Source organism: Methylocella silvestris BL2 (assembly GCF_000021745.1).
Taxonomy (GTDB): Bacteria; Pseudomonadota; Alphaproteobacteria; order Rhizobiales; family Beijerinckiaceae; genus Methylocapsa; species Methylocapsa silvestris.
The window spans coordinates 506,652-519,125 of the sequence record NC_011666.1; the positions used below are offsets into that span (position 1 = coordinate 506,652).

Consider the following 12,474-nt stretch of genomic DNA (forward strand, 5'->3'; position numbering starts at 1 on the left):
GGGCGGCATCGCAACGTCACCGCTTAAAACCCCCGAGGAAAAAATGCCGCCGCTAATGAATTTGCAATATTTTCGACCACGCGCTCAAAAAGCACTGACGGCTTTTCTGCGGGCGGTGGCGAAATACGCTATCCCGGTCATTTGCCTTGGGGTCGCTGCTTCTTCGGCTTGCGCCGATGGAATTCCCTACCAATCCCCAAGTTATGATGATGTCTTGGGGTCGTCGAAAGTTGTTTTCGCTCACTATGTTAATTCTCCTTTGCAAACCAGACAGGATGATTATTGGCCGAACAGCACTTGTATGTATTATATTATCCCGGGGAATACGCCTGGCTCAGGCGGAAACCAAAGAGTATGCCCTGGGCCCCAGATAACGGGCGGATCAAAGTCGACCTATATTATCGATAACTTGAAGGCTGAGATCGTGCGCATGATTGCACGGGGCATAAATGGGGTCGCCGTCAATCTCTTTTCGCTCTGCGACTGGTCGGAATCAGGCGCCAATTGCCCCGGCAATCCGGGTGGCGGAGGAATGAGCGGCTACCCGGGCACCTTGATTAACATGCTCAACGCGGCTGCGGCCGTCGATCGACGATTCAAAGTTCTGCCCATGCCTGACATGTCTGCTGGCATCAAGCCGTCAGATCTTCCAAATCTTTGGAAGGCAAAAATCGGCGGGACAACAATCTACAATCATCCCAATCTCTACCGTTGGCCCGACGCCAACAACTATCCTGAGCTTTCTCCTTTTTGCACGGAGTGCTTTCCCGCCTCTCAATATTCAGCAGCGTTCGCGACGATGAAGGCCAACGGTACGCCAATTTCTTGGGCCCCCACTTTTGGCAGCCTCGGCTGCAACGGCCAGGTTAACGGGTGTGTCTTTTCTCCCTATGCAAGCTTGCCGACGGTATCGATCAATGGCATCCAGGGTGTAAGCGCCGATCGGACGATGGCCGCCCTCGCTTTGCGGAACGTTGGCGGCGCGTCCGGCGGCAAAACCTATGGCGGCGGAACCCCCATTAACTGGACAGGGCCTGTCAAGCTTTTTGGCGGCATGAGCCCGCAGGGATATCAGAGCGGAGGCGGTACTGTTTACGAGGCGCAAAACAGCGCGGCATATCGCGGCGCCTGGGAATCACAGATCGCGCTCGGAGCCTCGCTCGGCAACATCATGATCTTTACGTGGAACGATTTCGGCGAAAGCACGGCCGTCGAGCCTTCGTCCAATCAATTCGGCGCCCCTTCGACCGGATATTACGACCTTACGGGCTATTACACGACCTGGTGGAGGAAAGGCGCGGCGCCTCAAATTACGAACGACGCCATCATGTACTTCTATCGTCGGCAGACTTACCTCGCCGCGCATAACGCGACGATACCGGGTTTGAAAGCGCGTCCGACGATCCCGTCGTGGAACCTTCCTGCCTATGATAATATTGAAATGGTGGCTTTTCTAAAAGCCGACGCCACCCTTTCGATCAACATTAAAGGCGTGAGCCAGACGCAGGCTGGAAAAGCAGGACTGAATGTCTTCACAATACCCTTGGTAAACGGCACGCCGGTGTTTTCTATCATCCGCGGCGGGGCGGCCACGCTTACGACAACCGGCTTCCCGACCTATGGGTCAGGCCAAATCCCGTCCCAGACGGTCCCAGGCTTGACGATATGCTCGTCCTGTTTTCCCGCAGGCATTCCGGACCCCGTTTATTACAGCGGAAGCACGTTTGCGTGGAGCGCTGGGGTCGATTACTATGGCGGCGATTTGAGGACAACAACGATCGCGTCGGAAGACCCGAACCTTTGCGAACAGAGCTGCAAAGCGGACAGTTCGTGCAAGTCCTGGTCGACGCGCGGCAGGTCTTGCTGGCTGAAATCCAGCATTCCGCTTCCGTCGTTAAATGCGACCGTAATCTCGGGGGCGATCCCAACGCCGGCGAAGTAGAGTTAGAACCTGTATCTGCCGGCCGGAAGTTCTGTGCGTCCCGGTTGAACAGCTCGCACCCCTATGTCTGAGTCGCTGAAGTGGCGGGTCATCGCAAAGATGATCCGCCGCTCGTTTTTTCGGCTGCTGGCAGAGTAGACGCGGGCAAACGTGACATAGACCGACAGCATCAAATAGCCGAGCGACCATAAAGACGCGGCGCCAAGGCGCCCGATCGTAGCAGGAAGCGAGCCGCATCACCATGCCGACGAGGCCTTGGCGACATCTTGCAGGCGACCCACGCAGTGAACGATAGGCGCTGTCGCTCGCCTCGCCGCTTGCCGCCGCGTCGCTTGCCGCCACGTTGCTGACGATGGCGTGGGAGGGGCCCGGCGTGTCTTGCGTGCCCCGCACGCTTGGCGCGGAACATCTCGAAAAAGGACAGTGACTGACGGGGGTGCGGGAGCACATTACGTCCGGGTTGAAAACCGCATGTTCCGTCCGCTGCTGTGGCGCCCGCGCCGCCACCGCGTTTTTGGCGTGTCGCTCGCGCTGCGCTCGGCGGGATGCCTCGACTTAACGCTTCGGTTCAAAGACCGGCGAGGCCATGCGTGAGGGACGCGTCATGTTTTCGATGCCGAGCAGATCGGCGAGCTGCGTCGGCGTCATCAGCCCTTCCTCAAGCACGATGTCGGCCACGCGGCGGCCCTCCTGAAGCGCGCGGCGCGCGATATGTGAGCAGGTCTCATAGCCGAGCATGGGGCCGAGCGCGGTAACGAGGCCGATGCTGTTCTCGACGAGTTCGAGGCAACGCTTGCGGTCGGCTTCGATGCCAATGACGCAGCGCTGGTTCAAAGTATCGATCGCGTTGGTCAGCATGCGCAGCGACGTCAGGATCGAATAGCCGATCGTCGGCTCAAAGGCGTTGAGCTGGAGCTGGCCGCCTTCAGCGCAAAGGGTCACGGTCAAATCATATCCAATCACCAAATAGGCGACCTGACTCACCACCTCCGGGATCACCGGATTGACTTTTCCCGGCATGATCGAGGAGCCAGCTTGCGCCGCGGGGAGGCGGATCTCGCCAAATCCGGCGCGCGGGCCAGACGACAACAGCCGCAGATCATTGCAGATTTTTGAGAGCTTTACGGCGACGCGCTTCAAAACGCCCGAGAACAGAACGAAGGCGCCCATATCCGAGGTCGCCTCGATCAGATTGGCGGCGAGCGCCAGGCGCTCGTTCGACAGACGGGCAAGCTCGGCGACGGCGAGCGAGGCGTAACGCGGATCGGCGTTGAGTCCAGTGCCGATCGCGGTCGCGCCGAGATTGACCTCGCGGAAAAGATCGGACGCTTCGCGCAGCCGATCGACGTCTTCCTTGATGGTCACGCTGAAGGCGTCGAACTCCTGGCCGAGCGTCATCGGCACCGCATCCTGCAATTGCGTGCGGCCAATCTTGAGAACGTCGCTAAACTCGACCGCCTTGGCCTTGAAAGAAAACGCAAGCTCCTCCAGCGCATGAGCGAGGGAGCGCGAGGCGAAGATCACCGCAAGCCGCAGCGCCGTCGGATAGGCGTCGTTGGTCGATTGGGCCATATTGACGTCATCGATCGGATGCAACGCGGAATAATCGCCGCGCGGACGGCCTAAAAATTCCAGCGCGACATTTGCGATGACCTCATTGGCGTTCATGTTCGTCGATGTGCCGGCGCCGCCCTGAACCGCGTCGACCACGAAATGGGCGGCAAAGCGCGGATCGCTCGCGATCAGCTCGCAGGCGCGGTCGATGGCCTCGGCGCGCTCCGGCTCGAGATGGCCGAGCCGGCGATTGGCGCGCGCCGCGGCGCGCTTGACCAGGGCTAGGGCGCGAACAAGCTCGGGGAAATGCCCGATCGGCACGCCGGTGATCGGAAAATTATGGATCGCCCGCAGCGTGTGAACGCCCCAATAGACCTCATTTGGGATCTCGGCTTCGCCAAGGAGGTCGTGCTCGCGCCGGGTTTTTGACGCGGACAGACTGTAGGTGTGGGTTTCGGCGAGGGTTAAAGCTGGCGGCGGCTCCAGCAGGTCGTCATTTCGGGCGTCGACAGCAAACTCCATCATGGCGTTAATCCAGTTGATGTGCAGCGCAAAACGGCGCGCGCTCGACTTTAAGATTGATTACAGATGCTCGGACGGCTTCCATTTCAAATCGATGAAGATTTGACTCTAAATATGGAGTTGCGGCGTGAGTTGAATGCGCTTTTCGTCACATTCTGGCCGAAAAGGAGCGAAAACCGCGCTGAAACGCGCATTACGTTGAAATATTGCGATGCAACATAACTTCGCTGCGCCCGATTTTCGGCGCTTATTTACGGCGAAGCGCTTCGGCGAGAGCGGCGCCGAGCGCGCCCTCTGACGCGCCTCGATCCACAGCTTTCGGACGTCGGTCCTGCGGCCGAAACGCGTCGCTCGGCGGCGGCGGGGCGGCGCCAGACCCTTTAGCAAGATCCTCCTTGCGCATCGACAAAGCGATCCGCTTCCGTTTCAGATCGACTTCCAGCACGCGGACCTTGACGACGGCGCCCGCCTTGACGACTTCGGCCGGGTCCTTGACGAAGCGGTCGGCTAATTGGGACACATGGACAAGCCCATCCTGATGCACGCCGATGTCGACGAAGGCGCCGAAATTGGCGACATTGGTCACCGTGCCTTCGAGGACCATGCCGGGCTTCAGCGCGGCGATCTCATCGATCCCTTCCGCGAAGACCGCCGTCTTGAATTCGGGACGCGGATCGCGACCGGGCTTTTCCAATTCGAGGAGAATGTCGCGCACCGTCGGCAGGCCAAAGCGCTCGTCGATGAAACGGGCCGGATTCAACGCTTTCAGCGCCGCGCCGTCGCCCATCAGCGCGCGCAGATCGCGCCCGCAGGCCGCGACGATTTTGCGCGCGACGCCATAGGCCTCGGGATGAACGGATGACGCGTCGAGCGGCTCGTCGCCGTTCGGGATGCGCAAAAATCCGGCGCTGAGCTCAAAGGCGCGGGGTCCCAAACGCGGCACTTCGAGGAGCGCTCGGCGCGTCTTGAAGGCTCCGTGTTGATCGCGATGGCCGACGATCGCCTCGGCAAGCGAAGCGCTGAGCCCCGAGACGCGCGACAGCAACGGCGCCGAGGCCATGTTGAGATCGACGCCGACGGCGTTGACGGCGTCCTCGACGACGGCGTCGAGGGCGCGGGCGAGGCGCGACTGATTGACGTCATGTTGATATTGACCGACGCCGATCGCCTTTGGTTCGATCTTGACGAGTTCGGCGAGCGGGTCCTGCAGACGCCGTGCGATCGAGACCGCGCCGCGCAGCGAAACGTCGAGGTCCGGCATTTCCGCGGCGGCCCGCGCGGAGGCCGAATAGACCGAGGCGCCGGCCTCGCTGACGACGACTTTGGTGGGCTGCGGCGCCGGCAGCTGCTTGATGATTTCGGCGGCGAGACGCTCGGTCTCGCGACTGGCCGTGCCATTGCCGATGGCGATCAGTTCGACGCCATGTTTGCGGATGAGCCGGGCGAGTTCCGCCTCTGCGCCCCGCACATCATTGCGCGGCTGGAACGGATAGACCGTCGATGTGTCGAGCAGTTTCCCGGTGGCGTCGATCACCGCGACTTTGACGCCGGTGCGAATGCCGGGGTCGAGCCCCATGGTGGCGCGCGGACCGGCCGGGGCCGCCAGCAGCAGATCCTTGAGATTGCGAGCGAAAACGTCGATCGCCTCGGCCTCGGCCCGTTCGCGCAGCTCGCTCATAAGATCCAGCGACAGATGCAGCGAAAGTTTGGCGCGCCAAGCAAAGCGCGCGACCTCCATCAGCCAGGAATCCGCCGCGCCGGCCTTGGCGTCGATGGCGTAATGGCGGGCGATGATCTCCTCGACCGGCCTGATCGGGGCCTCAATATCGGCGTCGACCTCGATGTCGAGGGACAAAAATTCCTCGTTGCGCCCGCGCAGCATGGCGAGGGCGCGATGGCCGGCCGTCGTCGCCCAGCGCTCGCTATGGGCGAAATAATCCGAAAATTTGGCGCCGGCCTCTTCCTTGCCCTCGATCACGCGGGCGCGCAGCACCGCGCGGCGCTGCATATAGGCGCGAAGCTCGCCAACGAGATCGGCGTTTTCGCTAAAAGTTTCGGCCAGAATATCGCGGGCTCCATCGAGCGCGCTTTTAATGTCGGGGACGTCCGCAGAGAGAAAGCCTTGCGCGAGTTGGGTGGGGACGCAGGCGCGATCGACAAGAATGCGCTCGGCCAGGGGCCCAAGGCCGCGCTCCCTGGCGATTTCCGCGCGGGTGCGGCGTTTGGGACGGAAGGGGAGATAAATATCCTCAAGTTCCGCCTTGGTCGCGGCTGCGGCGATTTTTTGCTCCAGCGCCTCGGTCAATTTTCCCTGCGTTTTGATCTGGTCGAGGATGGAGGCGCGACGCGCCTCAAGCTCGCGCAGATAGACAAGGCGTTCTTCGAGCAGGCGAAGCTGGTTGTCGTCGAGGCCGCCGGTCGCCTCCTTGCGATAGCGCGCGATGAAGGGAACCGTTGCGCCGGAATCGATGAGATCGACCGCGACCTTCGCCTGTTCCGGCCGGGCGGAAATTTCGGTGGCGATGGCGCTCAGAATGCGGTCGTTGGCGGATGACATGCGTATTTGGCCTCTCTCGATTCGGGCGCGCAGCTTAGGGCAGGGCAGGCTCAAATCCAATCGATCGGAGCCAAAGCGGCGGCGCGAAGGGCGGGTTGCGCTCGCCGCGCGGACCACTATAGTGCGCCGGATTCGCGCCCCCGGCGGCGCTGCGATCCCGAGAAGGGTCGAAAGCAGCTTGGGTCTGGACGTTCGTCCAATCATTTTAGCGAAAATGCGGAGGGGTGGCCGAGCGGTTGAAGGCGCACGCCTGGAAAGTGTGTATACGGGAAACCGTATCGCGGGTTCGAATCCCGCTCCCTCCGCCACCGGCATGTTTGCAAGTGTTTGTCAACGTCAAAAACGACATAAAAAATCAACTAGTTGACGAATACTGCGTTTGTTCATGTCTCTCATTATTTGCCTCAAGCACCGTCCGGGACTAGGATAGAATTAGGACGGAAATTGAGGCCTGAGTGGCGTAGCTCCATCGATTGACGGCACGCTTTTGCGCGACCGTGGCAAAGCCCGGTCGCCACGCGGATGGCGGCAAGCTTTATTTGCGCGTCGACGCCTTGGGCGTGGCCCGCTGGACTTTTATGTGGGTTCGCGGCGGCCGTGAGCGCGAAGCGGGGCTCGGCTCCCGGCATATGGTCGGCCTTGCCCAAGCCCGCGAACTCGCCGGCGGCATGAGAGAGATGCTCGCCAAAGGGATCGATCCGCTCAACGCCCGCGCCGCAGAACGCCGCGCCAATGCCGCCCGCGTGACTTTCGGCGAATGCCCCGACGCTCTGCTCGCCTCGAAAGAGTCGGGCTAGCGCAACGAAAAGCACAAAGCGCAATGGTGTATGACCTTGAAGGTCTATGCCGCTTCTTTGCGGCCGATCGCCGTCGCCGACGTGTCGACGCAGGACGTTTTGCGTGTTTTGCAACCAATCTGGCGCACAAAGCCCGAAACGGCGAGCCGGTTGCGCGGGCGCATCGAGGCCGCGGTCGATTCGGCCCGCGTCGCAGGTCATATCGACGATCGCGCGCCCAATCCCGCGCGATGGGGCGGTCATTTGGAAATGCTTTTGCCGAAGCCTGAGAAGCTTTCCCGCGGCCATCATGCCGCGATGCCTTATAAAGACGTGCCCGCCTTTTCTGAAGAGATTACGCTAGGCCGAAGGCCTGAGCGCCCGCGCCCTCAAACTGGCGATTTTGACGGCCGCGCGGAGCGGCGAGGTCTTGAACGCCAAATGGCCTTAAAATCCTGAGCCGCAGCGACGCCGATTTCAAAGACCAGATTGGGGCCTGCTTGCGGAGCCTCGAACGGCAATTCTTCCTCGCCGCGGAGAATGGTGGTCGTCCTCTTGATAAGCTGTTCCTGGTGAAAGCCCGACAAAGAGTTGCTGGGGGCGTCGTAGCCGCAGTCGCGCTTCGAACTCATCCAGGGCGGGCGAGGCGCGGCTCGTCAAAGCTTGGAACCAGGGCGTTCCCGCGAGCGCGCTCAGTGAGCGCTTCGGCGTCAGCGAAAAATCGATCCTGCAAAAAATTCATACGCTCCGCGCCGCCGGCGTCGAGCTCCGCATGGGCGAGAGCGCGATTGTAGCTCTTGAGAATCGCAGGCGGCAGATGTTGGCGCGCCTGAGGCTGCTCATGAGAGTTTGCCCTGCGTCGGTTCCGCGCGAAGCGCAATCCAGGCCGTAATATGACGCGAGCGCTCCTAAGATTTCTTCAAAGCGACTTGTGCAGGCCGAGATTGAAGGGCCATCGCTCCCGGAGGCACATGGAAGCAGCCCTCAGAAATGCCCCAGCGCTTTATTCGCTGGCGCCAACGCCTTGAATGATGGTGTTTTGGCTTCGAGCATCCATTTGAAGACGATCATCGCCGTCGTCGCGAGCGTCGCACCGGCGTCGGCCATGCTCCTAACCTAACCGAGTGAGGAGCGGCCTTCAGGGCCAGGAAAGCGTACCATTTCCCCAACCGTCGGCTGGATCCCCGCGCTGGCCAACAAGACGCGACACGGGACGACGTTTCCAGACCGCAGAGCGGTTCTACGTCCGAGGCGGGCAACCGAAAATCATCGAGCGGTTGCACGCCGCGTCGGGAGGAGTCGCTCAGAACCGCACGGAAATGCGCCCGTTGAAGGACCGCCCGAGGCCCGCGACGGGGAAGCCCCATGCCGTCGCCGTCCCCATCATCGAGGTGGTCTGGTAGTTGACGAGATTGGCGCCGCCGAGCGGTAGGAAGTAGTTGGCATTGAGCACGTTCTCGATTCCGAAATCGACTTTCACCGCATCCCACTGATAGCCGAGGCGCAGGTTGAGCAACGCGTAATTCGAGGTTTCGAGCTCGTTGCGGACCTGGCTCACCAGCGTCTTCGAACCGACGATCTGAACCTCTATGCTCGATGTCCATCCGCCATAGGCCTGATCGAGCGCCAGCGTCACATTGACCGGCATGATGTGATAGAGATCGATCCCGTCAGTGCGCTGGCCGCGCACATAATTGAAGTTGGCGCGAACGCGGCCCTGGCCGAATTCCGGGGTATCCCAGAGGTTGAGCTTGCCATCCAGATTGACGCCATAGAGCCAGGCGTTGTGGTTGGCGAACTGGAGATAGACGAAATTATCCGTCGTCGTCAGATTGGTCGCCAGATTGGCGAGGCAGCCGGCAAGGGCGCAGCGGTCGGCGTCGATATAATTCGCGACATAGCTGTAGTAAGGCGTCGCCCTGAGCTCCCACGCGGCCTTGTCGGGATCGCGCCATGTCGCCGTGAGGCTCACGGTGTTGGCCTCCTCCGGCTTGAGGTTGATGTCGCCGACATAGCCGTTGCCGTCGCCGAACCAGCCGATCATCTGCATCGCCATCACGTTCGTGGACCAAGCGTAGCGTTCGTAGAGATTGGGCGAACGCGCCCTGTGGGCGAAGCCGAGCTCGTAACGGCTGCCGGGATCTGGGTCGAAGCGGACCAGCGCGGAACCGTCGAAATTCACGTCGGTGCGGGCGTGGTTCTGGGCGTTGAAGGCGGCCGCATCGGCGCCATACATCATCGCATCGTAGCCCTGAACGTCGCCCGTATTCATCGCCACCACGTCGTTGCGCGCGCCAAGAACGGTCGTCCACGCGCCGTTCCAGCGGCGCTCCCATTCCGCGAAGGAGCCGATTCGCGTACGCTGCCCATTGTTGATGTTGATGAATGTATCCGGCCCCATCATCATAGAGCCGCTGACCGGCGGCCACCAGTCATCGAGATTATTGTAGGCGAGCTCGTTGCCGACGCGCAGAAGATCCTGCGCGTCGATGACGACGGTTCCCTTGACCGAATAGCCCGCGTCAATGCTCCTAGTGTCCATCGGCATGTCTCCGGTCTTGTCCGGCGGCAGAAAGCCCATGGTGTGGCGGATGTAATTGCCATAGGCCGTGGCGTCGAGGCCGCCCCAGCTGAACGCGCCCTCGTAGTGACCGTTGAGGTAGACGCTGTGGTTGTCGACCATGTCCATGTACTGGTTGACGAAGCCCTGATAGGGGATCGCCTGGCCGCCTATCTGCAGCGTGAAGAAACCGTCCTGCACCTTCTTTGAAAGGCTGAGCGCGTAATTCATCGTCTCATAGAGCGTCGACTTGATCTTGGTCCCGTCGCCGGCTGTATAGTCGCCGGAGCGCGCGAACCCGCCGGCGAAGGCAAGGCTCGTGTCGTAATTCGAGATCGTCGTGTCGATGCTGGAGCCATAGGCGAGGCCGTTCGAGCGGATGAAGCCGGACACATTTCCGCTCGTGATGATATCCGGGCCCGACACGAAAATCGGCGGCGCAGTTTTTGTCACAATCTTGCCGCCGGTGAAGTCTCCTCCGACGCTGACGGGAGCCGCGGCGGTGTAGACCTGCGCGCTGGCGATCATGGCGGGATTCACAAAAGAAAGGGGCGGGTTCATCTGGTTCGGGCAGGCGGGGGCGAAAATCATCCCGTTGACCGTCGTTTGCACGCGATCGGCGCCCATGCCGTTGATGGCCGGCAGGCTCGATACGCCGCCGGCGCCCCAGGCCGAGCCGCCGGGCGTATCCCAGATCAGCGCGCCCGAGTCGCTGGTCCAGAGCTCGGAGCTCCTTGCGGACGCGCCGGAAATCAAGGAGGCGCTGGCCGGCATGAGACCGGCCAATGCGGAAGTCGCGCCGCCATCGCCGGGCGCGGCCGGCTCGACGATGACGGTAGGAAGACTCGGCGCGGTCTGGCCGAGCGCCGGCGCCGCGCAGAGCGGCCCGAGGCAGATCAGCGGAAGCAGGGGATGGGCAAGCGAGGTCGTCGCGCGCAGCGCGTCGCGGAAGGATGCGGCGTGAAGGGGGGTCATGGCGAATTCCATCGGCGCGGGCGAACGCGGACAGGCGCGACTCATTGAAGTCGCGGCCTCGCGTTCAGGCCCGTACAAGCCGAATCAGGAGAAAGTTGAGGGAGGTTCGGGTTCGCCGCGACGCGGCGGCGGCGCTAGGCGAGCCCCGGGGGGCCGCGCGGCTGGCCTGGTGAGCGTTGCGCGCTGCATGCTGCGCCCACGCGCAGCGCCGTCTCAAAATGCAGTTCAATCGCGAAGCGATCAATGACCGGCGTCGCCGGCGGGAGCGGCGGCGGCGGCGCGTCAGCGCGGCAGCAGCATAACGGACAGTGCCCTTTTGCCGGCGCGCCCTTGTCGCCGGAGAATTTCCCGCACAAGGGCAGTGAGCCGCCAACGCTCCGGTCGACGGGAAGGCTGGCGGCAAGCGCGCTCGTCAGCATGATTTGCAGAACGAGCGCATAAGCCGCCGCGCAGGCGGCCGCCATCGCCACGTTTCTGAACCATCTCGCCGGTCGCGTCATGGAGAGCCTCTCATCCATGGCAAGCGGTAACATGGGCGTGAGCGCGGAAGAAAGGGCTGGCGGCGCGCGCTGGCGGCGCGGGGCGCCGATTTCAGTGTGACGTGGCCGAGGCGCCACGGACCGGCGGCTTGTCGCCCCTGCTCAGCCCGGCGGTGGAGTCAGGCCGAGATTGGCGGCGGCGACGAGAACGAGAAGGCCGGCCGCCAGTTCAGCAGCAATGGTCCACGACAGGACGCGTTTCGCGCGGCGCGCCTCGACCCCGTTTGCGCGGAGCCGCGGCGTCAGCACGAAACGGTTGATAGCGGCGAGGATAAGCATGACCACGACGAGCGTCGCTTTAGCGAGAAGGATCTCGAAATAAGGAGAGCCGGCAAGGTCTGCGCGCCAAAGCCTGATGCGGAACCAGGCGTTTACAGCGCCGGTGGCGACCGCCAGCGGCGCGGCGATGCTCGCGACGACGGAAAAGCGCAAGAGCGCGGTGAGCGCAACGCCCGCAGCTTCCCCTTCCCGGTCGCGCTCCAGCATCACGAACAGGAGTGGCGCGAGGCCCCCAGCCCAGGCTGCGGCGGCGCAAAGATGCAGAACATAGGCCGCGACCATGGCCAAGCCATAGACGGTGGCGCCGCCCTGCGCCGCATGTCCAAGGAAGGCCTGGGAGATGAGCAGTAGCGCTCCGATCACGGCCATGGCTCGGAGCGACCCCGCCCCGCGCCATGGCCAGACGGCCGCGAGGGCCGCCCCAAGCAGCGCGAGGCGCGCGATCCATGGCGGGCCGAAATCGGTCTCAAGGAAGAAGGAGCGCCAGTTCGCGGGATTTTCGAGGCCCGACAGATCCAGCGCGCCGTCCGCACTCGTCATGTCGGCGAGCGAGCCTGTCAGCCAGGCGAGCCCCGACAGCGACGCCGCGACCGCGCAACAGCGCAGGAGAAGGCGCGTTGTGGCAAGGCTCGACGGCCGCGCGCGGTCGCCGGCCTCAAGGCGCGGAAAGGCGTAAAGCCAGAACAGCGATGCGCCGAACAGCGCGAAAACCGCGCTGAAATGAACGAAGCGGGCGACGACGAGACCATCGAAGATTGTCATCATCACCG

At 62.4% G+C, this 12,474-nt stretch carries 9 protein-coding genes and 1 tRNA gene; 4 read left to right on the top strand and 6 right to left on the bottom strand.

The genetic code is table 11. From position 1 onward, the window contains the following. The first annotated feature begins 409 nt into the window (after nt 1-409). Nucleotides 410-1,942 carry an endo-1,3-alpha-glucanase family glycosylhydrolase gene (locus tag MSIL_RS02335; RefSeq protein ID WP_041367508.1) on the top strand — a complete coding sequence of 511 codons (1,533 nt, stop codon included), beginning with the start codon at nt 410-412 and terminating at the stop codon, nt 1,940-1,942. Nucleotides 1,943-2,497: 555 nt separating this feature from the next. Here MSIL_RS02335 and MSIL_RS02340 read toward each other — a convergent pair. Then, a complete protein-coding gene (locus tag MSIL_RS02340; protein ID WP_012589505.1) occupies nt 2,498-4,021 on the bottom strand; it encodes an aspartate ammonia-lyase in 1,524 nt (507 codons plus the stop codon). A gap of 244 nt (nt 4,022-4,265) precedes the next feature. After that, on the bottom strand, nt 4,266-6,575 hold the full coding sequence (locus MSIL_RS02345) for a Tex family protein (RefSeq protein WP_012589506.1): 2,310 nt from the start codon (nt 6,573-6,575) through the stop codon (nt 4,266-4,268). A gap of 218 nt (nt 6,576-6,793) precedes the next feature. On the opposite strand from MSIL_RS02345, the gene MSIL_RS02350 reads away from it, so the two are divergent. The 3 genes from MSIL_RS02350 to MSIL_RS22285 all read left to right on the top strand — a co-directional run bounded on the left by MSIL_RS02350 (nt 6,794) and on the right by MSIL_RS22285 (nt 7,810). Beyond that, nucleotides 6,794-6,883, top strand: a tRNA-Ser gene (locus MSIL_RS02350). Between the two features lie 165 nt (nt 6,884-7,048). Then, nucleotides 7,049-7,372, top strand: a complete 324-nt coding sequence (locus MSIL_RS19975) for an Arm DNA-binding domain-containing protein (protein WP_049768079.1) — start codon at nt 7,049-7,051, stop codon at nt 7,370-7,372. Nucleotides 7,373-7,402: 30 nt separating this feature from the next. After that, complete coding sequence (locus MSIL_RS22285) at nt 7,403-7,810, top strand: phage integrase central domain-containing protein (protein WP_049768080.1); 408 nt, start codon at nt 7,403-7,405, stop codon at nt 7,808-7,810. Nucleotides 7,811-8,335: 525 nt separating this feature from the next. Here MSIL_RS22285 and MSIL_RS22135 read toward each other — a convergent pair. The 4 genes from MSIL_RS22135 to MSIL_RS02375 all read right to left on the bottom strand — a co-directional run bounded on the left by MSIL_RS22135 (nt 8,336) and on the right by MSIL_RS02375 (nt 12,469). Next, a complete protein-coding gene (locus MSIL_RS22135) occupies nt 8,336-8,458 on the bottom strand; it encodes a hypothetical protein (protein ID WP_012589507.1) in 123 nt (40 codons plus the stop codon). Between the two features lie 196 nt (nt 8,459-8,654). Continuing rightward, nucleotides 8,655-10,886 (bottom strand): TonB-dependent receptor, encoded by a 2,232-nt coding sequence (locus MSIL_RS02365; RefSeq protein WP_085985889.1) that lies wholly within the window; start codon nt 10,884-10,886, stop codon nt 8,655-8,657. A gap of 134 nt (nt 10,887-11,020) precedes the next feature. Further along, nucleotides 11,021-11,386: a hypothetical protein gene (locus MSIL_RS02370; protein WP_012589509.1), complete on the bottom strand. Its 366-nt coding sequence runs from the start codon at nt 11,384-11,386 to the stop codon at nt 11,021-11,023. Between the two features lie 141 nt (nt 11,387-11,527). Beyond that, on the bottom strand, nt 11,528-12,469 hold the full coding sequence (locus MSIL_RS02375) for a CopD family protein (RefSeq protein ID WP_012589510.1): 942 nt from the start codon (nt 12,467-12,469) through the stop codon (nt 11,528-11,530). Between the last annotated feature and the right edge of the window lie 5 nt (nt 12,470-12,474).

Coding starts and splice junctions, on each gene's coding strand:
- MSIL_RS22135 (WP_012589507.1), bottom strand. CDS start 8,458: ATGGCCGACGCCGGTGCGACGCTCGCGACGACGGCGATGATCGTCTTC.
- MSIL_RS02370 (WP_012589509.1), bottom strand. CDS start 11,386: ATGACGCGACCGGCGAGATGGTTCAGAAACGTGGCGATGGCGGCCGCC.
- MSIL_RS02365 (WP_085985889.1), bottom strand. CDS start 10,886: ATGACCCCCCTTCACGCCGCATCCTTCCGCGACGCGCTGCGCGCGACG.
- MSIL_RS02375 (WP_012589510.1), bottom strand. CDS start 12,469: ATGATGACAATCTTCGATGGTCTCGTCGTCGCCCGCTTCGTTCATTTC.
- MSIL_RS02345 (WP_012589506.1), bottom strand. CDS start 6,575: ATGTCATCCGCCAACGACCGCATTCTGAGCGCCATCGCCACCGAAATT.
- MSIL_RS22285 (WP_049768080.1), top strand. CDS start 7,403: ATGACCTTGAAGGTCTATGCCGCTTCTTTGCGGCCGATCGCCGTCGCC.
- MSIL_RS02340 (WP_012589505.1), bottom strand. CDS start 4,021: ATGATGGAGTTTGCTGTCGACGCCCGAAATGACGACCTGCTGGAGCCG.